A 23,115-nucleotide genomic window follows, 5' to 3' on the forward strand; every position below is an offset into this window, starting at 1 on the left:
CGCCCAGAGAACGTGCACCGCAGCCTTTACCCGAAGGCTGTTGTATCGCCGCCCAGCTTTCGCTTGACGGTGCTGCGGTACTCCCGGCATAGTGAGCCGGTCGCGCTCACCGGGAGGTGGGCACGTCATTTACGGGGCTCTTTACCCGGCAAGGTGAAGGGCTTCCGCTCTGGACTGAGACGCCAACCCCGGCAAGGGTCCGTCTCGGGAGTTGTCACGCTCCACGAACTAGAATGCACGAAACCCCGCATCCGGCAAGATGGCGGGGTTTTCTGCTGCGTGCGGCATCGCGGAACAGCCCGATTGCCTCGACGTTCAGGCTTCGTGTACCCATAACGGGTAGCCGAGTCGTGTTCTAAGAATTGGATGCCCCTTGCCTGAAACCGTCCGGACCTCGACAGTATGAGCCTCTTCCTTGTCGCCGCTACAATTTCATCGGCGCCGCTTATCGAACAAGCGGTGAACGAGAAATATGCGAACGAGAACTATAGGCTTGAGCGCGGTCAGTGGATCGTTTCTGCGCATGGCATGACGGTGATGCAGGTCGCCAAGTCCTTGGGTATCGGCGAAGAAAATGCGCCCAATATGCTCGCTATCGTTGTCTTGATCGCGAACTATTGGGGTCGGCACGATCGCGACCTGTGGGAGTGGATGAAGATCAAACTCGAGGATCAGCATGGCTGACCGTGACAGGCGGGACGCCACAACGCCTGAGAACTCGCGCCCATCCTCCACTCCTGAGGCGTTCGCGGCGCAGCGCCCGCTTGAGAATTTCATCGCAACAACGCTCAGCGAAATTCAGCAGGAGCAGGGGCGCCAAGCCGAGCGCTCGCTTGAGACAAACCGTAAGTTCGACGAGCTATACCGTCGTTTGGACAGGCTCTCCGACAAGCTCGACCAAATGCATTCGTCATCCACGTTGACCTCTGCCACTGTCAACCGTATCGAGCCCAAGGTCGAGTCACACGCAGATTCTTACAGCAAGCTCAGCGGAATGGTGAGCAGCACGCGGATTTTGCTGGGCATGGCCGCAACGATGCTTAGCGCGATCCTCATTGTGTTCTGGTGGACCAACTCCAGCAGGCTTGAGCGACTGCTGAGAATTGTCGACAGCCCGGCAATCGCCAAAATTATCCAGCGCGAGAGCGGCAAGTAGCGGAATGCGCTACGCTCTCGCGGCCCTCGGCCTCCTGGCCCTCGCCATCTTCGCCATCGGCACGCAAGGGCCGTCCTCGCACTTCGGCGACACGCTGGTGACCGGCTGCCTGATCCTGGCCGCGGTCCTGCTGTCCGCCGCCGCGATCGTCAGCCGGCTCGACCGGGTGATTCGGCTGCTGAAGGATCACCGGCGGGACTAACGGGCGTCGTTTGCCGCGCGCAGCTGCGCCATGATCTCCCGCAGCCGCCCGACGAACCCCACGAGCACACCGGCGCTCCAGGTCGTGATTTCGGCCGGAGGAATGCCGCCGGCTGCCAGCTCGGCGCGAGCCCGGGCGTTCATCTCGCCGAGCTCACGCACCAAGGCATCTTCCTCGGCCTCGGTGGGCACCTGGCCGCCGTATACCCGGGCGGCGCAGGTGTCGGCGTAGGCCCGGCCGCAGGCGATGCCCTCTCGCTGGGCAAGGGCGTGGCGCCCGTCCATCAGCCTGACCTCGCCCAGGCGCCGCCGGCCGTTCCGGCGAAGGGCCCACGGCCGTTCCTGGCGCGGCCGGCGAGCCCCGACTCCACCGTCCGCAGGACTTGCTCATACGAGCCGTTTGCCCGGCGCTGCGGCGGGCCGTCCGCCTCGAGGTTCGTGCCCGGCGGGGTGACGAAGGTGATGTTGGGCGGGCCGGCGGCGCCGGAGGGCGCCGGAGCCGATCGCGCTGGCATCGGGTAGCTCGCGGGCCCGACGTAGCCGCCGTCCGCGTAGCCCTTCAAGTGACCATGCAGGCCGGCGAGAGCATCGACACCCACCCGCGAGACGGTCGGGGCATCGAACACGTACTCGCCCCGGTGAACCACGCCAGCCGGCTCGTACCGGCCGCCGTGCCCCGTGTAGCCGCCATCGGCGAAGCCGGGCCCGTAGGCGCCCGGCGCAGCGGCCGATGCTGCCTTGAAGTAATCCGCCGAGCCGTAGGCGCTGGCCCCGCCGCCCTTGATGGCCCCCACCAGACTCGAGAACAGGCCGCCGGGGCCCGCGCCCTGGCCTTGCGTGCCCATGAAGGCGGCGAACGGGCCTTGGCCGAAAAGGGCGGCCTGCAACGCGGCCCGCGAGATGCTTTTCGACAGGTCGAGGAAGGCGTCCGACCAAGACCGGGTATGGTCCACGAGCGGGTCGATGAGGCTGTTCCCCATGGAGGCGAGCCCGCTCAGCGCCATCTGCGTGTCGCGGATGCTCGCGTTGAACCGAAGCTCATCCGCCGCCGATCGTGCGCGAGGATCGCTGAGGTTGTCGCCGTAGACCTGCCGGACCTGCGCGGCGACAAGTTGTTCGGTCGGCGTGCGCGAGAGTTGGTCTCGCTGGAACAGAATATCCCGTTTCAGCGCCGCGTCCGCGTAGGCCTGCGTCTGCCGGCCGATCGCGTCCGATACCTCGTCGATCCGCCGCCGGTTGGCCTCGCTCAGCGGGATGCCGTCGCTCGTCGCCCGGTTCAGGAGCCCGGCCCGGGTCGTCAGGCGCTCCGCCTCGCCTGCCGTCTTGCCGAGGGCCTGCGCCTGCGCCGCCTGCGTCCGCGTCGCCTGCTGCAGCGTGTCCGTAAGGCTGCGCGCCTGGGCGATGTTGTTGGTGTCCTCCGTCACGCGGCGGACCTGATTGCGGGACTCCTCCGGCGTCGGGATCATGGCGTCCCGCATCCGCTTCTCGTACTGGCCGTAGGTCGACGGGAAGCCGCCGAACGACCCGGTTGGCGCCATCGAGGCGGCGCCGAAGGCGTTGCTGAATCGCTCGTCGATCGTCGGAGTGACGACCTTCACCCCAGCCCGCTCCTGGCTCGTGAGAACGTCGCGCTCGACGGGGTTGACGTTGAGCAGCTGATTCTGCCGCGACCGCTCGATGATGACCGCGCTCGCGCGCTCGGCATCGGCCCGCCGCCGCGCAAGCTCGCCCTGTTCGGCCGCCGCTGAGATCTGCTGCGGCGTCGTCGTCAGCCGCGAATCGTTCATCACCACCGCAGCGCCGCGGTTCACATTGGACCACAGGTTGCCCCATGCGTCGCTAAGGAACGTCGTCGCCTTGGTGCTGTAGCTCGCAAGATCGTTGTACCGCGCGAGCGCCGGGTTGATCTGCTCGAAGGCGACCCGGACCGCATCCGTGCCCTTGCCCTGCTTCTGCAAATCGCTGATGAGGCGGCTGGTGGTGGCGTTGTAGGCGCCAAGACGGGCGGCGTATTTGTCGTATGCCGTCGAAGTGTCGCTGAAGAACTCCGTCTGTATCTTCGCGGCCTCGTCGAAGCTTGTGCCGAACGTCGTCGAGAAGTCGCGCGTGAACTTGAGCGCGTCCGCGAGCGTGTCGCGACTGGCGTTGCCGGTCGAGGCGAAGGCGGTCGCATACCGGGCAGCGCTGTCGGTCGCCAGGGTGCTTGACCGGGCAATCTGCTCGATCTCGCCGGCCGCGATGCCGCTCTGCCGGCCGAGGCCGGTGATTCCCACCGCCACCTGCTTCTGAGCGGCGTCCCACGCCAGGTAGCCGCGCGCGACCGCGCCGACGCCGCCGAGGATGCCGCCGGCGATGCCGACCGACAGCGGCACCAGCGCCTGCGCCTCCGTCACGATGCCGCCGATGATCCCGCGCAGCCCTGTCCCGGGACCGAAAACCTGCGCGATCTGGGGGCCCTGTTGGAGCAGTACAGTCAACGGGTTCATCCCGCCCTGCAAAGACACGCCGACATCAACGAACTGCGAACGGAGGTTTTGCACCTGATAGGCAGCGAGCCGGGTCGTGTTTGCTGTTTCCGTGACCGTCTTGTTCCACTTGCCCGCCGCCGCCTCCGCCCTGACATGCGCCGCAAGCGACTGCTCCAGGGCGCCAGTAACGCCACCGAGAGAGCGCTGTTGCAAGACCTCGGCGGCCGAGCCCTCCGCCGCCGCGCGCGTCGCGCCGGAGCGGGCTGAAACGAACCGGCCGAGCGCGTCGCGCTGCCGGTCGAGCGACTTGCCCGTATCGTCAGCGGCGCGGCTGACCTGCTGGAGGCTGGCGGCGAGCGAGTTGGCTGACGCGCCCGCCGCTATCGCGGTGTTGCTCTTGGTCGCCGCCGCGCCCACGTCGGCGAGCGACTTGGATAGTTGCTCGGCGGCGGTCTCCGCTTTCGCCGAAGATTGGGTGAAGCGCGAAAGCTCGGTGATAGCCTGAGCGACTGGCCGACTATCGATCGCAATACCAAGTGTTGCCAAGTCAGCCATAGTCTATACTCCTACTTGTCCGCGTCGGCTTCGATGACCTGCATGAAGTCTTCGAAGGCGTCACGGGTCATCCCGCTCGCCTCCTGCATCTCGTTCCGCACCACCGTCGCGAGGGCGGAGGCCCACTCGTAGTCCTCCTCCTGCGCCTCCAGGGCGGCGAGCGCCGGGCCGTGCTTGCGCTCGATCTCCGCCGCCTCGTGGCGCTCGCGGATCTCGTTCTGCTGATGCGGCAGGATGCCGGAGAGCAGGGCCGGCGCATCGATGATGGCGGAAGCGCCCTCCGGGTCCTCGGCGAGGGCGTAGGCCGCCGCGGTGCGCTCGCCGGGCGGCAGGCTGCGGAGGTAGGAGCGCATCTCCTGGCGCCGCATCTCGCCGATCGGGTCCGTGCGGTCGATCGGGGGCGGCTTGAACCCGGCGCGCTGCGCCTTGGCGTAGCCCTGCGCCTTCCGGAGCGGCCGGGTGACCGCGGCGAACCGCGGGGCGAAGTCGCCCTTCAGGTACTTCGACAGCTCGGCCCGCTGCCCCACCGGCGTCAGGTCCGGATTGCGACCGAGCTTCGTCGCCATCGCATGGAACTGCGCGGACATGTCGCCCGTCGTCTCGATCAGCCGTTTCAGGCTGTCGGTATAGGGTTGGTCCTGGCGAATACGGTTGAGCATCTGGTCTTTCAAATGTTCGTGCATGTCCCTCACCACGTAATCCAGCCGTTGCGTCGAGCCTCGTCCTCTGTGTAGAGGCCTTGAAGAATGTCGATCCGATACCGGGTGTCGTTGCGCGGATACTTGAAGCCGTCGCGGAACCATCCGGGGTCCGTCTCGGGGGCGCCGATCCAGCCGGCGGAGCGGGCGCGCACCTCGTCGACGAGGCCGAGCCGGATGTCGCGGAACCACCGCTCGTCGCGGTGCGGATAGGTCCAGCCGTCCCGGATCCAGTCCGGCGCCGGGCCGCGGTCCAGCTCGCTGCTGGTCCCGTAGCTGCCGAACGCCGCTGAGCCTCCGCCCTGGTTCACCACCGCGAGTTCGGTGATGGCCCACACCAGGGCGTCGACCCGGTCGGGCGAGTAGCCGGCCGTCGAGCGATTGAAGTCCGCCGTGAAGGCGCACATCTGGTCTTCGAGCGCTGTGAAGCTGCCGACGTGGTGCACCTTGTGCTGTTCGTAGAGGGCGGAGACCGGCTCGGCGCGCACCGCCTTGCCGCGGCTCGCCCGGACCTCACGGAACGGCACGGCGGCATCCACCATCCGCACCGTCGCGCTCACCAGCTCGCCGCCGTTGTTGACCTCCGCCACGATCCGGTCGGCCTGGTGCCGCCGATAGGCCGCCACCGCCAGCCGGGCCCAATCCAGGGGGCCGAGCCGCGCCGTCAGGTCGTCGAGGACGTAGACGTGGCCCGCCGCATCGAGGCCGGCGACGATGATGCCCGTCTCGTCCGAGTTCTCCGTGTTCGTCACCGCCGGGTCGATCGCGACCACGATGCGGCGCAGGTCCTCCGGCGCGGCCGTCACCCGGTCCTGGTCGATCCATTCACGCTGCCACAGGGCGCCGGGCACGTCCTGCAGCAACTCGCCGTCGATCTCCTGCCGGCCGAGCCGGGTGCCGCCGTACCGCTTCTGGATCGCGTCGATGAAGCTCGGGGCGAGGTTCGCCGCGTTGTCCATCGTCCGGCCGCGGGTGATCCGCACATCCGACCGGGCGAGCAGATCGCGGATGAGCCGCACCGGCTTCGGGGTGGTGGTGACGACGCACCGGGGCCGGCCGAGCCGCAGGCCGAACATCAGCATGTCCCAGGCCTCCGGGTAGCGCCACGCGCCGAGCTCGTCACACCACGCGCTGTCGTGCTCCGGGCCGCGCAGGCGCTCCGGCTCGTCGGCCGAGTAGGTCGAGGCTACCGCGCCGTTCGGCCAGGTCAGCCGGCGCTTCGACGGCTCGTATTCCGGCCGCATGTGCTTCGGGGCGATCGCCAGGAGCCCGGAGGGTCCCTCCACGATCACGTCGCGGGCGTCGGCCGCGGTCGCGGCCACCAGGGCGATGCGGCCGGCGCGGCGCTGCTGCACCTGCTCCTGCACCCACTCGGCGCCGGTGCGGGTCTTGCCCCAGCCGCGGCCAGCGAGGATGAGCCACCCAAACCAGTCGCCGTCCGGCGCCAGCTGTTCGGGGCGGGCCTTCAGCCGCCAGGAGCCGCCGAGCGTCTCGCTCAGCCGGGCGAAGAGGGCGGCGTCACGCGCGGGCATCGATGAGCCTCGGCGGGGCTACCGGGGGCGGTGAATCGGGGCCGTCCGGCGTGTCGCCCTGAAGCTCGGCCAGCCCCTCCATCACGTCGCGCAGGGCTGCCGGGTGGGGCGCGAGCCGGCGGATGAGCATCGCTTCGAGGTTCGCCATGAAGGGCGAGCCCATGAAGATGACCGCCTGGTTCGTGATGTTGGTGACCGTGGGCGTGTTCAGGATGTCACCGGTGAGCCGGCCGATCTCCCGGGACACGTCCGTGGCGGCCCGGGCGAGGTTGGCGGTGGCGTGCCGGTCGTTGCAGGCGGCGGCGGCCAGTAGCTGCTGCATCACCGTCATGCGGATGATGCCGAAGTGGTCGAGGAGCGAGCCGCCCTCCTTCGCCGCGCGGGCGGCCAGTTCCTCGAGCGGCACGTCGGCGGCGAGCGCGGCTTTGTAGTCGTCCGGCAGGCTCGCCATGTGCCGGGCGATGGCGTCCCGGTGCACGCCGTACTTCGCCGCGATCCGGTCGAGGCTGACGCCGGCGATCCGGGATAGCTCGATGGCGAGCCGGTCCGGGTGCCGGGCGATCTGGCTGCGGCGCTCGCGCGGGGTCTTGGCGTCCGGCATGGGTCAGATCTGCCGGGTGTGCGGGGGGTTGGTGCCGCGGTCGATGCCGACGCGGTGCTCGCGGGTGATCCGGTCGAACTCGGCGATGGGGAGGCCGATCCGCAGGCACCACTCGGCGCGCTCGGCCGGCTGGCCGGCGAAGATGGTGCCCGTCACCTCGACGAGGCGTTGGGTGGCGGCCGGGTCGGCAGCGCGAAGGGTGTCGTAGGTCGACGGCATGCGGAGGACTCCAGCGGCAGTCGTTGCCAGCTTGTGAGCCATCCAGCCCGTGCACCTGTCCCCATCCAGGGCTCAGGCACGTCAAAGGTGGTGCGAAAACCTATCGCGGTCAAGAAGCGACGCGGTCGAGGATGCGGGCCACCGTCTTCATGTCCTTGCCCACGGCCCGGCCGATGGCGCCGTAAGACTGGTTCTCGGCCCGCATCCGCTGCATCTCGCGGATCACCGCCTGCTCTTCCTCGTTCGCCACGAGCCGGCCGTCGACCACGTTCCACCCGAAGGGCCGCTTGCCGCCGTTGTAGACGCCCTGCGCCGCCAGATGCCGCTTCACGTCCCGGATGCGCTCCCGGATCCGGTCGCGCTCGCTCTCGGCGACGGCCGACAGGATGGTGAAGACCAGCTTCGAGATGCCGTTGCCGCACACGTCGCCGCCCAGGTCGATCATGTGCAGCGCCACGCCCAGCGCCTTCATCTCTTCGAGGGTGCCGAGGGCGTCAGCGGCCGAGCGGAACATCCGGTCCAGCTTCGGGGTGATCACCACGTCGCCGCGGGCGAGCCTGCCGACGAGGCGGGCGCCCTCCGGCCGCTCGGCGAGGGGGACGGAGCCCGACACGCCGGCCTCGACGTGAATGGCCGCCACCGTCCAGCCCTTCAGCGTCGCCCACGCCTCCACCTGGCGTCGCTGCGTCTCCAGGCTCTCGCCGTTCGAGGCCTGCTCCGAGGTGCTGACGCGGATGTAGCCGAAGACTTTCATGGGGGCGACCGTATGGCGTTGCTACAGCACGGCCATAAGAACACGGCGCCATGAGGTATGCAAGGGGCGTAAGACCATGATGGGGCAGCCGAATTCGTCCGGGGTCCGTCGCGCGGGCTTTGGGACAGGGCGATGACCATGGCCGGGATCTGGTACACCCCCGTAGCGTAGCAAAACCGTAGCAACTCCGTAGCGACCGCTACGCGTAGCACTGTAGCGTAGCGTAGCCCCCTCTCTTAAAGAGGGGCTACTTGCTACGCCCTGCTACGGGGTGCCTGCGGACCAGACGAGACCGTCTCTCTCGGCGATGAGGGAGCGGGCTGTCAGCGCCTCGCGCAGGCGCTTGAAGGTGGCTCGGGGGTTCGTGTCCTCCGCCTCGATGACGCCCCGGGCGTGAAGCTCCTCCCGCCACCGCTCGACCGGCGCGGCCTTTAGGCCGCTGGGCAAGCCGAGTGCCGGCGGCGGCTCGCGCCCGTGGTTGAGCAGGCATTCGGCGAGGGCTGCCAACGCCAGCCGGTTGCGATCGGACAGCCGCCGGGCCGGGGCTTGCCGCGAGGGCGCCGCCCCCTCGATCTCGTCGACCACGCAGGAGGTGATAGCATCGCCCTCGTCGTCCCGCCCGACCTCGACCACACGCAGACGGCTCGCGACCGCCTCGCCCTCGGCGCCGTCCTTCATCCACTCCGTCGTGACCGTGACCACACCTTCGGCCGACTTCTTCACCGAGAGCAGGGCATCAACCGCGCCGCCGAGCGAGCTATGCCCACGCGGCCGATCGCCGGCGACGCCGCTGTGGTGCACGACGAGCACCGTGCACCGTAGCGCGGCCTGCACCTGGGCGGCGGCGCGGATGAAGCGATTCATGTCCTCGTCGTCGTTCTCGCTGCCGGTGTAGGCCCGATTCAGCGTGTCGATGACGACGACGGCGGGGCCGCCTCCGTCCGGCAACTGCGCCTGCACCGAGGCGATGAAGTCGGCCACGTCGTTCACGAGCACGAGCGGTGTCGTCATCAGGTAGAACGGCACCGGGCCGTGGTCCTCGGCGATGCGCTCCTGCCGGAAGGCCTCCACCCGGGCCGAGAAGCCGGCGACGCCCTCAAGCGCGCAGTAGACGACCGCGCCCTGCCGCACCCGCCGGCCCCGGTAGGCCCAGCCAAGGGCGACATGCATCGTCAGATCGAAGGTGAAGAACGACTTCCCCGACTTGGGCGCCCCGTAGATGGTCACCAGCGCCTCGCTCGGGATCATTCCGCGGACGATGTGCCTCTGGCCCTGCGTCATGGCCGTTCTCCCGAACTCGACGATCTGGAAGCGGATCTTCCGGGCGGCGCGCGGCTGGCGGCTCGCCAGGTACAGGATGTCCCGGCCCGTCATCGGCGATCCTCCTGTGACCGCTCGGCGGGCGGCCCGATCGCCTCGGCGGTCCGGTGGAGCATGAGCGCCGCGCGCGTGCGCTCCAGCTCCTCGATGCCGGCGACCGTGGCGCGCAGGTAGGCGGCCATGCACCTCGAGGCGTAGAGCAAGCCCACGTCGTCCCCGATCTCGGCATAGGTCTCGACGAGCGAGGCTTGCACCCGAGCCGCGGCGGCGGTCCTTGCAAGAAATTCGCGCGCCGGTCCGGGCGAGCCGTGAGCGACCTCGCCGTCATGGTCAATCATGACAAGTCCTTGATGCTGCTGCACAAGTCGGCTTCTTATTTGCTGCTATTTCGCGTCAAGAATGACTTCGGATGGCACCCGATATTCAGTGCTTGCACTTTGAAGCGCGGCCACCATCTATGGTGCTGCAATCGTGCCTTACTCCCGCGACCGAGGAATTTGTCGCATGACCCGTTTCATTCTCAGTTACGATCTCGAAAAAACCAAACCTGATCCACACCCTGAGTTTTTGCGGCAAGCTGAAGCACTTGGTTGGAGTAAGTGGATCAAGTTGGCAGACGGAAAATTTAATAAACTTCCGAACACAACACTTCACAAGTCATTTGAAAATATCGAAGATGCTAATAAATCATACAGCGATATTGTATCAAAAACTAAAGCGGCCCTTAATGCTACCGTCAATGTAGAAAAGGTCATTATAATCGAAGACAGTCGCTCGCGCTCTTTTAGTAACGAAGTCAAATAGATTTTGAGATATGGAGCCGGGCGTAGGTAGCGAGCACCCGCCGCCTATCGACCGGCTCCAACCTCGCGAGCGCGTCGACCGATTCGCGCAGCGCCCCGCCGTCGAACTCGGCCCGGTCCAGCAGCTCGGCGAGGTCCTGGCCGCGCGGCCCGCAGAGCACATGCACCAGGCCGCGCAGGCACCGCAGCCGGGCCCGCCGCTCGGCCGGCGACAGGTTGTCGGCCCACGGCCCGTAGCGGTCAGCCGGCGCGATCGGGGCCGTCATCGGCACCTCCCTCGATCAACCCCCGCTCGACCGCGAGCGCCTGGGCCTGCTGGAGCGCCACGATGACGGCCGGCAGCAGGTCCGGGCGGATCGCGACGCCCTTCGCGGTCGGCACCACGTCGCCGTCGCGGTTAGTCGCGAACACGCGCACGTCGGCCATCACCCGGCCGTGCATGTCGGCCAGCCGGACGGCGATCTGCTCGCGCTGGTTCTTCGGGATCGTCGCGATGCGGGTTTCTTCCATGGGGCTCCTCCGGGCATGGGGCCGCGGCCGGGCGCGGCGGCCCGCTGGCGGCGGTTCGAGGGTTGGGCGTGACGAGGGCGTGCGCGCCGGTTATCGGCCGTCCCTGGCCGTTCTGGCGGCCCGGGTGAGTGCGTCGGCAGCCTCGGCGTGAGCGCGACCGGCGAGCATCCCGGCCTGCACCATCTCGCCGTCCGTTGCGCCGGGCCACCGGCGGCGGATAGCGGCGTCGAGGTCGTGGCCGCTGAAGGCCTGCAGCGTCGGATCGTGGAGCATCGCGTCGGCGATGGCGGCGGGGCGGTCAGGCACGGGCGGCCCCAGCCTCTCGGCCTGCCGCTGCTTGCGCCGTGATCCAGCGGCGCACCTCCGTCCGCCGAGCGCAGACGGTTCGTCCGATCTTGAACGTGGGGAGGCCGTGCGCGTCCTTCAGGTGGTGCACCTGACGCACCTTCCACCCGAAGGCGCCGGCGATGGCCGGCACCCCGTACAGCAGGTCATCATCGGGCTCGGCAGTAGTGGTCATGGCTCCCCTCCATGCGCAACTCGTGCGCAACGGACGCGCCGCGAGGCGGTGTAAGTCAGTCGTAAGTCTTTGAATTCCTTGATACCCATCGTTGACGGCATCCAGGCACTAAAAAAGCCCCCAAGCGGGGGCTAAGTTATTCTCAGAACTCGCGAAAATCGGAACTTCCTCGCCGTTCCACTTGATCGGGTACATCTTGGCCTTCGTCATCGTGATGTCGAAGGAGCCGAGCACCTGGTCGCCGTCGTTGGGCGGGATGTTGCTGGGGACGATGTCCACGAGGCCGTTCTGCGGCACCGTGAACGCGGTGACGGTCTGGCCGAGCGCCGCGCGGCCGAACCCGCCGTTGTCGCGGGTCACGCCCGGGATGAAGCCGACGAATCCGCGGCTGACCACCGAGAGGTTCTGGTAGATCGGGGCAATCAGCTTGCCGAGGGTGTTGGCCATGACTTCCTTCCTTGGGGAGGTTCGACGTTTGGGGTTGGGCTATCCAGCCCGAAGCGCCGCGCCTCATCCAAGGCATCGGCCGATAGACTAGAGAGTGATCCGCCCGGGCGGCCGCATCCACGGCCGGCAGGCGGGGTGAGCGCGGCGAGCGCGCTCAGTCGACCAGGACGGGCGGGTTCGCGCCGGTCATCAGCTGGGCCTGGGCCATCGGGCTGAGGGCCTGGAACGCCGCCTGCGTCATGGTCTTGCCGCCGCCGGGCTGGCCCTGGGGGGAGCGCGCGCCGGAGCCGGAATGGTTGGTGCCCTTCAGGATCATGTCCTTGTGGGCATAGCCGTCGACGAGGATCGACAGTGCCTCGTCGAAGTCTGCGACCTCGCCCGGGCGGGCGACGCTGTGGATGGTCCCGCCGGCCGCGTTCACGCCGATGACCTTGCCGTCCTCGACCTTGAAGTGCCGGCCGAAGTGGCTCATCAGCAGGTCCATTGGTGCAGCGACCTTCTCCTGCACGAACTTGGACCGGCCGAACGCGCCGCCGATCTTCTCGCCGTGATAGGTCTGGGTCAGGCCGTCGAGCTCCTTCGTGAGGTGCTGGATCTTCTCGCCCGAGGCCCGGGCGGCGTCGGCGACCTGCTGCTCGGCGGCGCGCTTGGCCTCGCGGCGGATCTCGTCGACCTGCTCGGCGGTCTTCAGCTGCCCCGCGTTCAGGTTCGAGACGGTCTGGATCGCCTCGAGCGCCTTGGCCGGGTCCTGGATACCCTCGAAGGCCTTCAGCCGACCCTCGGCCGCCTCGCGCGCCTCGCGGTGGCCCTTGGCCTCGCCGTTCAGCCGCGTGATCGTGCCGACAGTGTGGACGGCGTCGAAGGGGACGTCCTTGCCGTCCTGCTCGTAGACGGGCTTGCCGTCCTGGACGACGGCATAGGTGGCGCCGTTGATCTCGGTGGTCTTGAGCTTCATGGGGTCCTCGGGGCATCCGCCCGCGTGTGGGGCCATCCGGCCCGGGCGCCGCGGCCCATCCAGGCACACGGCCGTATGCGGCGGCTGGTGAGCCGCCGGGATTGTTCAGAGCGCCAGGTAACGGCGCCGGATCAGAAGCTGAGCGCCCCAGGCGGCGGGCACCGCCTGCCACCAAGGCATGCCGACGAAGGATAGGCGCACGCAGAGCCAGACGAAGTGCCAGAACTCGCGCTCGCTCACGCCAGACGGCCCTCTTGACGAAGCTGCTCGCGGCAGGCCGCCGCGATGTCATCGAACGGGGCGTACTGCCACCACTGCTCCAGCGGCTCACCGCCGGTCAGGTAATCGTGCTTCTGGATGCGCCGCCGGTCGACCCTGCGCAGCCACATCCACGCACCGTCGAAGGACTGCACCGGGCGCCACGCGAACCACAGTCGCCAGGGGCCGATGGGACTGCCGAACATCGGCAGCGGCGGGCCGCTCCGCGATGATGCGACGGTAGTTGATCCTTCCTCCCGGGGTCCGCTGCGTCGAACGATCTCGACGTGCTCGACCCCGACGGCCAGGAGCGCATCCTTGGCCCGCGCGGCCATGATCTTGCCCGCCTGGCCGGGGCCGGCCTCGATAAGGACACGCATCACCGCATGCCCTTCGTCAGGTCGAAGGCCGACACGGCGTCCGGATGCTGGTCGCCCCGGGTCACCTCGGCGTGCCGGCGGATGATGACCCACATGCGGACGCGCTGCGGCAGGAGATGCCAGGCCACGAACTGGGCCATCTTCTCCTTCGCGCGCTCCCAGCGCTCGGCGAGCGTGAACGTGCGCTCGTAGCGGATGCGATCCGCGACGGTCATCTTCATGACGAGGTCTCCGTGCGGCATCCGCCGCGATCGCCTCCGCGCATCCGCGCTCGGGCCTATGCCGATGGGGCCGCCGGCCCGGGCCGGGCGGCATTCGGGCGTCGGCGCGCCGCGAAATCACATGTACGGCAGCTCTTCGCCGGTCTCGGTCTGGTACCGCTTCAGCAGCTTGGACCGGGCGATGAACAGCTCCCGGTTCTGCAGGTGCTCCATCGCCGCGAACTCGGCGGGAAAGCGCGCCTTGAGGGCGTCGTTGGTGCCGCCGTAGGTCTTGTTGCGCGCCGCCGCCGCGGCCTCCGCGCGGACCTTGTCGCGAGCCTCCTCGGCCGAGCCGTCCATCTCGCGCTCGATGTCGCGCTCGGACAGGCCCTGGCGGCGGAAGGCGGTCTCGGCGCTGGCCCGAGCCTTCCAGTACGGCGCATCATCGGGCCGCTGCAGGCTGATGAGGTAGGTCGCGCCCTGATCCGCCTTGTCGAAGTACCGGGCATTGGCTTCGACGTGAGCGGTGATGGCGTCCCGCACCGCGGTCTGCTCGATCTCCCCGAGCTCGCCCCGCATGAACACCGGCTGATTGCGGTGGCCGTGCATCGAGAGGGAGAGATCGTCGATCAAGGAGTCGACGTCGAGCTTGCCCGAGCGGGTAAAGTGTAGCTGCGCCTGCATCACGATCTGCGAGGAGCCAATCTTGCCAGATTGGCGCTCCAGCAGGTCCTCGAAGGCGTCGTCGTCCATGTCGCCCTGATGGAAGATCTCCTCCGTGCCCGGCTGGTAGGGCTTGCCCAGGTACCCCGGCAGGTCGACCGCCTCGCCCTTGCCACCGCCCTCCCTGAACTGGATCTCGCCGCGCTTATGCCGGGCGACGAGATTGCGCAGCACCGCCTCTTCGTCGTCGGCCGCGTCCAGGATGTCGCCGAGCCTGCGGCCATGCAGCTTGTCGGAGGTCTCGGACAGGCTGTCGATGACGTCGTTCCGGTTGATGCCAGCGACCTTCACCTCGCCGTCGAGGTCGGGCTTCTCGCCGAAGCGACCGTGGAAGCCGCGACGAACCTTGGTCTCGTCAAACGGTCGCCGGCTCAGGGCCGACCGGGGCGCGTCCTCGTGCTGGCGCGCCGCGGCGCTGTGATGCCGGCTCATAGCGGCGCTCCCATCACGGACGGGTCGAACAGCGAGGCCATGTCGGCGGGCGTCACGCCCTCATCACCGCCGCCAATGGGCCGGCCGGTGCGCGGGTCGATCGCGTCGTCATCCTCACCACCGCCGTTGGGATCGGCCCCCTCGTCGGCCAGCTGCTCCTGCTCGCGCTCGGGGTGCCAGTTCGCCGAGAGCACGCCGCGGCGCTGCATCTCCTCGCCGGCGGTGCGCTTCGAGATGATCCGCTGCTTCTCGGCGTTTAGCACCGATGCGAGCTCGGCGCCCGCTTCGAGGTCCACGCTGAAGTCGTCGTGGATGTCGACCTCGACCGCCTTGCTCTCGTCGCCGAGCCACATCGCGGTGAACACGAAGGCCTGCTCGAGCGCGTCTTTTAGCTGGATCGTCCAGGCCTGGAGCGCGCTGTTGGCCTTCTTCGAGACGTTGGCGCTGGTGATGATCGTGATGTTCGACTTGGTGAGCGGCTGCATCCCCAGGTCGCGCATGTTGGTCCAGTGATCGTCGAGGCCCTGCATCAAGGTCTTGATCGACTCGGCGCCGGGCTCCAGGAATTCCCAAGTTCCGTGGTTGCCGCTCGCGTCGGGCTCACTGAACAGCACCGAGCGAGGGCCGACCGGCACCCGCATCGGCTTATCGTCCTCGCCCATCGGCTGCCGGACGCCCTGACCCGCCAGCATCGGGAAGCAGGTCATCTCCTTCGTGTGCTTGAGGTTGGCTTCCTGCTGGAAGCCCTCGACCTGCATCCATGCGAGATCGCGCAGCGGGGGCTTGCGCTTGTCGGGCTGGAAACGGACAAGCGGGATGACCCCGATGGTGAGCGGCGCCGGGCCCTCGACGACCTCCCAGACCTGCCGGCCGTCGGAGAGCGTCTTCTTCTCCTCGACCCGATAGGTGGCCGGACCGAAGGTGACCTGCCCGCCCAGGCCCTTGAGCGCCGGACGGTCGAGGATGCGGATCCGCTCAACCGTGCGCTCGCCGTAACCGTCCTGCTCGATGCAGGTCTCGTCGATGCGGGCGTGCACCCACACGTCGCGCACGCCGTCGCGCACCTTGTAGGCCGCTTTCATCCGGTCGGCGGGGATGTGGACCCAGAGCGGTCGGGCCCCGGCCTCGCGCTCCTCGGCGACCGTGCGAGCCCGGCCGTTCTCCGCCGGCGGCACCTTGGTGTGGTCGACGAAGATCCAGGACCAGGCCTTGTCGATGCCGAGCGCGAAGACGTTCTCGGCGAAGACGTGGAGGTTGTTGCCCTCGCCGTCGATGTCCTCGCACAGCTGCTCGACGTCGTCCGGGGGCGCGCCTCCCAGCTTCACCTCGCGGGCGAAGGGCTTGGCGGCGAGGCTGCGGCTGATGTCGCTGTAGAGGTTCGTGAAGGGGGCTGCCGCGACCCGGTGCTTGTAGTCCTGCTCGCCCTCGTCGGCGAACTTCGGCAGGTACTCGGTGCCGGCGGCCCGCATGGCGGGGGCGCCGCCGTTGATCGCGTCGACCATCCGCCACAACGGGCGCATGGCCTCGTATTCGGACGACGTGGCGTCCGGCCCGAGCTTCTGGTTTTCGGCCATCGTCACCTGCCGTAGGAGCCGAAGGCCGCGCCCCCGCCCGATCGCTGCAACAGCCGCCCGAACGCTCCGCTCGAGGCGTCGACCTGGTCCTTGAACTTGCCGGTCGGGAAGGCGGCGAGCTCGTCGACGTAGGCTTCGTTCCAAGGCCCGGCGATCAGCGAGACGTTGCCGGCCTCGCACTGCGCGGCGAACGGCCTGGCCCGGTCCACCTTGTCGCCCGTCTCGGGCTCAGCTCGCGCCGTGAACCCGGCGAGCAGCGCGATCAGGTCCGACTTCTGCACCTTGCCGGCTTGGCCGGGATCCTGCGGCAGGCTGATCTCGACCTGCCGACCGTCCGTCTCAGCGATCGCCTTGATCAGCCGGCGCACCGCGTCGCCTTCCTGCTGCTCGGTGACGACGTGGCCGACGACGTAGCGCCCATCCGGGGTCCGCCCGAGCTTCACGCCGGCCGTGCGGGCGGCGGTCGTCTTCTTGGTCGCCGCAAGGTCCCAGTGTCGAACCCACCGGGTGCCGGCCGGCGCGGCCGCGATGATGCGGCCCTCGAACCAGTGTCGCTGGAAGATGTTGCCGTGCCGCGGGCCGGGACGCTGCTGGAACTGGCCCGCCACTGCGTAGGAGCCCATCGGGCGCTTGTCGCGCTCGACGGTGGATCGCGGGAACCGCTCGGGGAACAGCAGGTCACCTTCGGCTTGGCGTGGGTCGGCGAACCCGATGCTGGTCCGGCAGGCCCGCTCCGGCTCGAACTCCATCGGTAGCATCAGGTGCTCGTAGCCGAGGGCGAGCGACAGGATCTGGCCGGAGATGTCCTTCTCGTGCAGGCGCTGCATGATGACGACGATCGCCGAGGAGACCGGATCATTGAGGCGGGTCGGCACAGATTCACGGAAGATGCGCGTGGTGCGCTCGCGCTCGGCATCCGACTCTGCGGTCTCGGTCGAATGCGGATCATCGATGATGACCCGATCGCCGCGGCCGCCGGTGAGGCTCTGGAATGGCATGCCCTCGCGGGCGCCGCGGCGGGTGTTCTCGAACGAAATCTCGCCGGCCCGACTCAGCACCACCTCGGGCCACAGGGCTCGGTACCAATCCGAGGTGACGAGGTCGCGCATGCGGCGACTGTCGCGCTTGGCGTAGTTCTCGGAATAGGAGGTGGTCAGGTAGCGCAGAGACGGCCGGCCGACCGGTCCCCACTCCCAAGCCGGCCAGAACACCGACGCGATGAGCGACTTCATCGTGCCGGGCGGGATGTTGATCAGCAGTCGGGTCAGGCGCCCGCCGGTGATCGCCTCAAGGTGGGCGCAGACGGCGTCGATGTGCCAGCCGTGCAGGTAGGGCTGGCCGGGCTCGAGCACATGCCACGCCTCCCGCACGAACCCCGCCAGGGTCTGGCACCGACCCCGGATCCGCTCGGCATCTTGCGCCAGCGCCTGCCGCTCGCGCTCAGCCGCTCGCCTCGCCCTCTCCGCCCGGATCGCCGCCATCATCACCGCCGGCGGCGGCAAGCGGGCCGAAGATGGCCTCGATCGCGTCGAGCTGGTCATCCGTGGCTCTGGTCAAGTCGACGATGGGGATGGGGCCGCCGTTGGGGCCGGCGTGGCGATGGGCCTGGGTGGCCTTGCCGTACCCGCGGTCGAGGATGTGGTTGGCGGCGGCGACCCGGGCCGAGTCGTTCTCGCTCTTCGCAGCCACCTCGGCGAGGGTCCTGATCGCGAGGTCAGTGTAGTCGCGGGCGATCTCCTGGATGGTCCCTCGCTGCTCCAGCGTTGCGGCATTTTTCCGGCCTGCGGGCCTGCCCGCACCGGAACGCTTACCGCCGTGGCGGCCCTTCATCTTGAATCCTGCTTGATTTTAGCCAGGCTCGAAAACCGAGCCGTCCTCGAACTCGATACGCTTGACGCGCTTGAAGAGGCCGCGCGGGTCGTTGGGGTCGGCGCAGACGAAGTGGGCGTCGCAGGTGGCCTGCATGTGAGGCATCGCCAGTTGCAGCGCCGCCTGCGCGACCTCCGTCTCCGCGGTGTGAGACCAGGAGACCGCTGTAGCGCCGCGGATCTCGCGTCCGGTCTCCACGTCGTAGATGCGTGTTCGAACGCCGTCGCTCTCGATGCGGGTTCGCATAGTGGCCTCGCTGAAGTGTTGCAGCCTTGCCGATGACGACCGCGCCAGATACATCAGGAGCACTGCTGCTCTTCGCGAACTCGGCTGGCAGTGTCGAGCACTCGCGGGGAGAGTCACGGCAGGCCGTGGCCTCATCGCAGACGGTGTCTGAGAAGGTCGAGCGCTAGGAGTCCCCAGAACCTGAGGACCAACCGACGCGACCGATCGAGGATTGCCCCACGGGTCCGCTTGGGGTGTTTCTAGAGCACAACGACGGCGCCGATGCTCTCATGAACAGGGCGAGTTCTGTATCGATGAGGCGCTAGTCCGCAACCTTTGGGTCTGCGGCCGGTCGCGACCCGAGGTTCTCTCCCATGAGGAATTCTCGAGTCAAAGCCAACATCACGATTAAGATTGACCTGGCAGCTTGCCTCCTGGCGGTCGCCGCGATCATCAAGGTCTTGATGTAGGCCGGCGGGGTGTCGTCGAAGGGCGACACCCCGTTTGCTTTCGGCCACAAGCCTCCATCACCACCCCCTGATGTACTCGGGAGCCGGGTCCACGGGCGCAACACACATCCCCGCAGGGCAGGTCACACGGTGGGCATCCTTGGTCGCGAACGACCCGAGGCATGCATATACTCCCGCATCCCCCAGAGTCAAGCCGCATGACTCATTCTTTCCACCTGTCCGACTTCTAGCGCGACCGGCGTCCCACGCCCGAAGATGTTGACGCTGACTTTCAGGTGCTGTGACTCAGAGTCAATTTCTTCGATCACAGCACTGAACGAGGCGAACGGCCCGTCGACCACCCGCACGGTCTCGCCCACCTCGTAGTCCTCGGCGCGGCAGCCGCCAGTTTTCTGCCTCTCATCCCGCGGTATGGAGCCCCCGAGCGTGCCGGTGAACGTGTTCAACTCTTCCGCCGTGACCTGCTCGAACTTCTCGTTTCTGTAGCGGATGCCCTGCATCTCGATATCGAACTTTTCCCGTAGCTTGTGCGCGTCATCCTCCGGTGCCAGCCCGACGAACAGCAGGCCCTTGAACAGCGGCATCCGCGTCCGGACAGCCCTACCCGACCGAATCTGCACCACGTCCTCGGATAGGCGCAGGGACGGGATTTCGCTGGCCGCCAGGCGCTCGCCCAGCACCTTCGCCTTGCCCACCCGAGCATCGACGAGATGCCACCGCCGTCCGGCCATGTACGCCGCCTCGTCGGCCTCCGCCCGCTGCCTGCGCTCCGCCCGCTCCTGGGCGGTCTGGTCGCGCTGACCCTGCGCGGCGTGCTCGGCCGAGCGCCGGCGCTTGTCGCGGCGGCGGCGCTTGGCGTTGAGCCGGGTCTTGGTGGTCGGACTCGACATCACTCGACCTCCAGGCGCACGGGGGTGTTGTTGTCGCGGATGGTGGCGGTGCCTGCGACGGAAACGAACAGGCGCTCGGTGCGGGTGATGTAGGCGTAGCCGTCGTCCCGTGACTCGAGCCACAGGCGGTCGACCATGACGCCGCCCTCGCGGGCCAGCCGCTCGCCGAACGCGTCGAGGTCGTCGTCGGGCACGCCGATCGGGAAAGCCAGGAGCCGCCCGTTGCCGACGGGGATTGTGCTCGTCCAGAACAGCACGACCATGACGCGCCTCATACGCTGCAGGATGAGACCGGCGCCGGGGCGCCGGCCCGGGTGTCATCGGCGGAAGAGCAGGATCCAGAACGGTCCCACGATGCCCACGAGCATGACCACGAGGACGAACGCCGCGGGCCAGCCCATCACGCCACCAGCCGCGGCCTGCGCCGGCTCTGCCCCAGCCCGCTCGACTTCGCGAGATCGCTCCGCTGCGCCGCGTAGTTCGCCGCGACCATCGGGTAGTCAGCCGGCAGGCCCCACTTCTCGCGGTACTGCTCCGGGGTCAGTCCGCGGCCGGCGAGGTGCCGCTTCAGCGTCTTGTACGGCCGGCCGTCCTCGAGGCTGATGATGTGCTCCGGGGTGACCGTCTTGCGGATCGGGATGGGCGGGGTGGGGCGCTCCTCGACCGGCGCGGCCGGCGCGCCGAGCCCTGCCAGCGCCCCGTGCACCGAGGCGATCAGCCCGGGCAGCTCGGCCGCCGGGACCGAGTTGTGCCGGACGTAGGAGGCGACGAGGCCGGCCGAGAGGGCGACGAGGTCGGAAGCGTCGAGGGTGTCGTGGTCGGACATGGGTTGCTCCTGGTGGGGCGGCTCGGGCCGCCCGGGGTTTGCCCGCGGTGGCGGGATTCGGGGGTCAGGCGGCGTTCGACCCGCTGCCCGGCTCAGTGACGCGAAGGGTGGTCGCCTGGACAGCCGTCCGGACATCGAGCGGACAGGCTGCCGGAGGGACGGCGCCTTCCGGGCGCTGTCCCGTCGAGCCGCGAAGTCTCGCCTCGTCTCGGATGATCTTCTCCAGTTCTACCACCCTGAACCTCCTAACTACATCTAGAACCTTACGAGGGTAGTAAACACAGGGCCGGAGGCCCTGTTTACTACCCGAGGAGTATTACTCCCCGCATGCGCGCGAGGCCGGACAAGTCCGGACAGACTTCGGACAAACGGCTTGTCCGGCGGCTCTCGTTTCATGGCTAAGTCGTTGATTTTGCTCTGGACATTTCCGGACAGGGTTTGGACAAGATCCGGATTGAGGGCACGGGGAGGGTCGGTGCGATGCACGTCCTCTTGTCCGATCCTGTCCGGGTTTTGTCCGGGCCTTGTCCGGCGTTCGGCGGGGCTCCTAGCTGCTGTCGGCCCTCCTCAGGATCGGCCACACGAAGTCCCCTTCGACGCCGATGCGGCGCTCGGCCCGCAGCGTGTCCATGGCGCGCTGGAAGGCCTTGCGGAGGGCGTCGTCGGTGGATCCGGGGGCGACGAGGTTCTGCCGGCCGCATTCCTGCTGCCAGGCCTCAAGCGTCGTGCAGGCCCGTTGGTGGCCCGCGATGAACCGGCGCTCGCCGCGCTCGTCGCAGTGGTTGAAGAGGATGTTGTAGGCGTTGAGCGCCTGGGGCGGCAGCTTGCGCTGAGGCCGCGCCGCACTCGAAAACTTCTGTTCGACCGGCTCGACGAGGCAGCTGGTGATCGCGTCGCCGTCGCCGTCGAGGCCGATGACCTGGCTCTTGAGCGAGAACCCGAAGGTCTGGCCGTCCTCCTCGTCCTTCTGCTTGGCGACCTTCCAGCGGTTGCCGGCGCCGTCCTCGCTGCGCTCGACCTCGATCATGAAGTCCAGGGCGCCGCGGAGCGAGGAGTGCCCGCGCTCGCGCGTGCCGCTCGCGTTCATGTGGTGAACCGGGACGATGGTGGCGCCGCTCACGGAAGCCTGAAGCCGGGAGCAGTTCCGGATCAGGGCGCCCATGTCCTCGGGCGCGTTCTCATCGCCGCCGGCGAGCACGCGGTTGAGGGTATCGACAAAGACGAGGCCCAGGCCCACGCCGCTGCGCTCGCGCATCAGGCGGTCGATGTTCTGGAGCTCGGCGCAGAGCGGGCCGGTGTCGCCGTCATCGGTGCGCAGGTCCACGGCGCTCGGGATGAGCACGAAGGGGTGCTCCGCGAGATTGTCGACGCGGTAGCGCTTCAGCAGGGCCTCGACCCGCTTCACGAACCCGGTCTGGCCCTCGGCCGCGATGTAGGCGACGCCGATCGGGTGCACCCGCCGGCCGAACCACCGCGAATCGTCGCCCTCGATGCGGGCGAGCACTGACACGGTGAAGGCGAGGTCGAGCGCGAGGAAGCTCTTGCCGCAGCCGGGCTGCCCGACGAAGGCGCCGAAGCCCCGGGCGGGGATCAGGCCCTTCACGATCCAGGGCGCCGACGAGACGCGGCCCGGGATCTCGTTTAGCCACAGCGCGCCGTAGCGCGACTGCCAGGGCGCCTCGCCGGGCCGGAGAGCGGTGGTCTCAACGAGGTGATACAGCTCCTCGGCCGAGCCGCCCCGATCGAGCCAGACCGTGACGTCGTCCTTGGGCCCGAGGCCCGGCAGGTCGAGAGTACGGATCCTGGAGGCGATGCCGGCGAGCTTGCCCGCGACGAGGTCGCGGTGCTTCAGGCCCGCCTCGTCGTTGTCCGGCACGATCACGACGTCGGCGCCGGCGAAGTGCTCGCACAGCTCGTCGGCCCACTTGCCGGCGCCCATCGGGTTGCAGGTCGCCGGGATGCCGCGCAGCGCGAGCGAATCGACGTCCTTCTCGCCCTCGACGATGAACACGACGCGCTCGAGCGCGATGGCCTCGGCGAGCTCCGGCAGGCGGTACGGCAGCAGGCGGACGCCCTTGACCGACCAGACCCAGCCGTCGCGGATGCTGCCGGGCTCGTCGCCCGGCCCGGGCCGGCGCCGCTGGCGGAAGGTCTTCGGCTCCATCCGGACGACCTGGAAGCCCAGAGTGCCGGCCTCGTCCTGGTAGTCGTAGGTCGCGACGATGCGCGAGCGCTGGCTGGCGGAAGACGGCGCGGGCGACCGGTCCGGCATGTCGATGCCGTGGTCGCGCATCCACTCGACGGCGCCGCCGTTCTTCAGGCCCAGCCGGGCCTCGATCAGCTTCAGGACGCCGCCGCCCTGGGTCGCCTCGTGGTCGTAGAAAGTGCCCTTGGCGAGGTCGACCGAGACCGACCCGTGCGAGCCGAAGCGCAGCTCGGTCGCCGAGGACAGCCGGGCGTTGGGCTCGCCGAGGATCAGGCGGGCCACCGCCTTCATGTGCACGGCGAAGTCGTCGCGGTCGGCCATGG

The 23,115-nt window shown here is 68.4% G+C and carries 31 protein-coding genes; 4 read left to right on the forward strand and 27 right to left on the reverse strand.

Annotated elements, in window-relative coordinates; all coding sequences use genetic code 11:
* Nucleotides 1–402 precede the first annotated feature (402 nt).
* From DK419_RS13170 to DK419_RS13180, 3 genes are read left to right on the forward strand one after another with little or no spacing between them, the layout of a single operon-like run.
* Nucleotides 403–684, forward strand: a complete 282-nt coding sequence (locus DK419_RS13170) for a hypothetical protein (RefSeq protein WP_109959478.1) — start codon at nucleotides 403–405, stop codon at nucleotides 682–684.
* Nucleotides 677–1,156 (forward strand): hypothetical protein, encoded by a 480-nt coding sequence (locus tag DK419_RS13175; RefSeq protein WP_109959479.1) that lies wholly within the window; start codon nucleotides 677–679, stop codon nucleotides 1,154–1,156. The genes DK419_RS13170 and DK419_RS13175 overlap by 8 nt, the downstream gene beginning before the upstream one ends.
* Nucleotides 1,157–1,160: 4 nt before the next feature.
* Nucleotides 1,161–1,358 (forward strand): hypothetical protein, encoded by a 198-nt coding sequence (locus DK419_RS13180; protein ID WP_109959480.1) that lies wholly within the window; start codon nucleotides 1,161–1,163, stop codon nucleotides 1,356–1,358.
* Here DK419_RS13180 and DK419_RS13185 read toward each other — a convergent pair.
* The 9 genes from DK419_RS13185 to DK419_RS13225 form a co-directional block, all read right to left on the reverse strand.
* The gene (locus tag DK419_RS13185; protein ID WP_109959481.1) at nucleotides 1,355–1,642 is read right to left on the reverse strand and encodes a hypothetical protein; all 288 of its coding nucleotides are present in this window, start codon (nucleotides 1,640–1,642) and stop codon (nucleotides 1,355–1,357) included. The two genes, DK419_RS13180 and DK419_RS13185, sit on opposite strands and share 4 nt — an antisense overlap.
* Complete coding sequence (locus DK419_RS13190) at nucleotides 1,642–4,380, reverse strand: phage tail length tape measure family protein (protein WP_109959482.1); 2,739 nt, start codon at nucleotides 4,378–4,380, stop codon at nucleotides 1,642–1,644. The genes DK419_RS13185 and DK419_RS13190 overlap by 1 nt, the downstream gene beginning before the upstream one ends.
* A gap of 11 nt (nucleotides 4,381–4,391) precedes the next feature.
* Nucleotides 4,392–5,039 (reverse strand): hypothetical protein, encoded by a 648-nt coding sequence (locus DK419_RS13195; protein WP_109959483.1) that lies wholly within the window; start codon nucleotides 5,037–5,039, stop codon nucleotides 4,392–4,394.
* 29 nt (nucleotides 5,040–5,068) lie between these two features.
* A complete protein-coding gene (locus DK419_RS13200; protein WP_109959484.1) occupies nucleotides 5,069–6,610 on the reverse strand; it encodes a DNA-packaging protein in 1,542 nt (513 codons plus the stop codon).
* Nucleotides 6,597–7,211, reverse strand: coding sequence for a hypothetical protein (locus DK419_RS13205; protein WP_109959485.1), 615 nt, complete (start codon nucleotides 7,209–7,211; stop codon nucleotides 6,597–6,599). The genes DK419_RS13200 and DK419_RS13205 overlap by 14 nt, the downstream gene beginning before the upstream one ends.
* Before the next feature lie 3 nt (nucleotides 7,212–7,214).
* Nucleotides 7,215–7,430: a hypothetical protein gene (locus DK419_RS13210; protein ID WP_109959486.1), complete on the reverse strand. Its 216-nt coding sequence runs from the start codon at nucleotides 7,428–7,430 to the stop codon at nucleotides 7,215–7,217.
* A 109-nt stretch (nucleotides 7,431–7,539) separates the two neighbouring features.
* Nucleotides 7,540–8,184 carry a recombinase family protein gene (locus tag DK419_RS13215; protein WP_109959487.1) on the reverse strand — a complete coding sequence of 215 codons (645 nt, stop codon included), beginning with the start codon at nucleotides 8,182–8,184 and terminating at the stop codon, nucleotides 7,540–7,542.
* Nucleotides 8,185–8,448: 264 nt separating this feature from the next.
* A complete protein-coding gene (locus DK419_RS13220) occupies nucleotides 8,449–9,558 on the reverse strand; it encodes an AAA family ATPase (RefSeq protein WP_109959488.1) in 1,110 nt (369 codons plus the stop codon).
* Complete coding sequence (locus DK419_RS13225; RefSeq protein WP_162561210.1) at nucleotides 9,555–9,866, reverse strand: hypothetical protein; 312 nt, start codon at nucleotides 9,864–9,866, stop codon at nucleotides 9,555–9,557. The genes DK419_RS13220 and DK419_RS13225 overlap by 4 nt, the downstream gene beginning before the upstream one ends.
* 142 nt (nucleotides 9,867–10,008) lie before the next feature.
* Here DK419_RS13225 and DK419_RS28570 point away from each other — a divergent pair, with 142 nt between their 5' ends.
* Nucleotides 10,009–10,308 carry a hypothetical protein gene (locus DK419_RS28570; RefSeq protein WP_162561211.1) on the forward strand — a complete coding sequence of 100 codons (300 nt, stop codon included), beginning with the start codon at nucleotides 10,009–10,011 and terminating at the stop codon, nucleotides 10,306–10,308.
* Here the strand turns inward: DK419_RS28570 and DK419_RS13230 are convergent.
* The 18 genes from DK419_RS13230 to DK419_RS13310 all read right to left on the reverse strand — a co-directional run bounded on the left by DK419_RS13230 (nucleotide 10,301) and on the right by DK419_RS13310 (nucleotide 23,113).
* A complete protein-coding gene (locus tag DK419_RS13230; RefSeq protein ID WP_109959490.1) occupies nucleotides 10,301–10,573 on the reverse strand; it encodes a hypothetical protein in 273 nt (90 codons plus the stop codon). The two genes, DK419_RS28570 and DK419_RS13230, sit on opposite strands and share 8 nt — an antisense overlap.
* Nucleotides 10,548–10,817, reverse strand: coding sequence for a PC4/YdbC family ssDNA-binding protein (locus tag DK419_RS13235; protein WP_109959491.1), 270 nt, complete (start codon nucleotides 10,815–10,817; stop codon nucleotides 10,548–10,550). Before DK419_RS13235 ends, DK419_RS13230 begins: the two co-directional genes overlap by 26 nt.
* Nucleotides 10,818–10,907: 90 nt before the next feature.
* Nucleotides 10,908–11,123 carry a hypothetical protein gene (locus tag DK419_RS13240; RefSeq protein WP_109959492.1) on the reverse strand — a complete coding sequence of 72 codons (216 nt, stop codon included), beginning with the start codon at nucleotides 11,121–11,123 and terminating at the stop codon, nucleotides 10,908–10,910.
* Complete coding sequence (locus tag DK419_RS13245; protein ID WP_109959493.1) at nucleotides 11,116–11,337, reverse strand: DNA-binding protein; 222 nt, start codon at nucleotides 11,335–11,337, stop codon at nucleotides 11,116–11,118. The genes DK419_RS13240 and DK419_RS13245 overlap by 8 nt, the downstream gene beginning before the upstream one ends.
* 108 nt (nucleotides 11,338–11,445) lie before the next feature.
* Complete coding sequence (locus DK419_RS13250) at nucleotides 11,446–11,784, reverse strand: hypothetical protein (RefSeq protein WP_109959494.1); 339 nt, start codon at nucleotides 11,782–11,784, stop codon at nucleotides 11,446–11,448.
* Between the two features lie 154 nt (nucleotides 11,785–11,938).
* A complete protein-coding gene (locus tag DK419_RS13255) occupies nucleotides 11,939–12,739 on the reverse strand; it encodes a DUF6651 domain-containing protein (protein ID WP_109959495.1) in 801 nt (266 codons plus the stop codon).
* A gap of 105 nt (nucleotides 12,740–12,844) precedes the next feature.
* Nucleotides 12,845–12,979, reverse strand: coding sequence for a hypothetical protein (locus tag DK419_RS29820; protein WP_280953937.1), 135 nt, complete (start codon nucleotides 12,977–12,979; stop codon nucleotides 12,845–12,847).
* Nucleotides 12,976–13,377, reverse strand: coding sequence for a hypothetical protein (locus DK419_RS13260; RefSeq protein WP_109959496.1), 402 nt, complete (start codon nucleotides 13,375–13,377; stop codon nucleotides 12,976–12,978). Before DK419_RS13260 ends, DK419_RS29820 begins: the two co-directional genes overlap by 4 nt.
* Complete coding sequence (locus DK419_RS13265; RefSeq protein ID WP_109959497.1) at nucleotides 13,377–13,598, reverse strand: hypothetical protein; 222 nt, start codon at nucleotides 13,596–13,598, stop codon at nucleotides 13,377–13,379. The genes DK419_RS13260 and DK419_RS13265 overlap by 1 nt, the downstream gene beginning before the upstream one ends.
* A 117-nt stretch (nucleotides 13,599–13,715) precedes the next feature.
* Nucleotides 13,716–14,732, reverse strand: a complete 1,017-nt coding sequence (locus tag DK419_RS13270; protein ID WP_109959498.1) for a hypothetical protein — start codon at nucleotides 14,730–14,732, stop codon at nucleotides 13,716–13,718.
* Nucleotides 14,729–16,306, reverse strand: a complete 1,578-nt coding sequence (locus DK419_RS13275; RefSeq protein WP_109959499.1) for a DUF4055 domain-containing protein — start codon at nucleotides 16,304–16,306, stop codon at nucleotides 14,729–14,731. The genes DK419_RS13270 and DK419_RS13275 overlap by 4 nt, the downstream gene beginning before the upstream one ends.
* 2 nt (nucleotides 16,307–16,308) lie before the next feature.
* Entirely contained in the window at nucleotides 16,309–17,790 is a 1,482-nt protein-coding gene (gene terL / locus DK419_RS13280; protein ID WP_208642353.1) for a phage terminase large subunit, read from the reverse strand.
* Nucleotides 17,747–18,136, reverse strand: coding sequence for a hypothetical protein (locus DK419_RS13285; protein ID WP_109959500.1), 390 nt, complete (start codon nucleotides 18,134–18,136; stop codon nucleotides 17,747–17,749). Before DK419_RS13285 ends, terL begins: the two co-directional genes overlap by 44 nt.
* 18 nt (nucleotides 18,137–18,154) lie before the next feature.
* The gene (locus tag DK419_RS13290; RefSeq protein WP_162561212.1) at nucleotides 18,155–18,475 is read right to left on the reverse strand and encodes a hypothetical protein; all 321 of its coding nucleotides are present in this window, start codon (nucleotides 18,473–18,475) and stop codon (nucleotides 18,155–18,157) included.
* Nucleotides 18,476–19,058: 583 nt separating this feature from the next.
* Nucleotides 19,059–19,760, reverse strand: a complete 702-nt coding sequence (gene nusG, locus DK419_RS13295) for a transcription termination/antitermination protein NusG (RefSeq protein WP_109959502.1) — start codon at nucleotides 19,758–19,760, stop codon at nucleotides 19,059–19,061.
* Nucleotides 19,760–20,023: a hypothetical protein gene (locus DK419_RS13300; RefSeq protein ID WP_109959503.1), complete on the reverse strand. Its 264-nt coding sequence runs from the start codon at nucleotides 20,021–20,023 to the stop codon at nucleotides 19,760–19,762. The genes nusG and DK419_RS13300 overlap by 1 nt, the downstream gene beginning before the upstream one ends.
* 137 nt (nucleotides 20,024–20,160) lie before the next feature.
* A complete protein-coding gene (locus tag DK419_RS13305) occupies nucleotides 20,161–20,586 on the reverse strand; it encodes a Ros/MucR family transcriptional regulator (RefSeq protein WP_109959504.1) in 426 nt (141 codons plus the stop codon).
* Nucleotides 20,587–21,133: 547 nt separating this feature from the next.
* Nucleotides 21,134–23,113: an AAA family ATPase gene (locus tag DK419_RS13310; protein ID WP_162561213.1), complete on the reverse strand. Its 1,980-nt coding sequence runs from the start codon at nucleotides 23,111–23,113 to the stop codon at nucleotides 21,134–21,136.
* Nucleotides 23,114–23,115 lie beyond the last annotated feature (2 nt).

Origin of the sequence: Methylobacterium terrae (assembly GCF_003173755.1) — a bacterium.
Classification (GTDB): Bacteria; Pseudomonadota; Alphaproteobacteria; order Rhizobiales; family Beijerinckiaceae; genus Methylobacterium; species Methylobacterium terrae.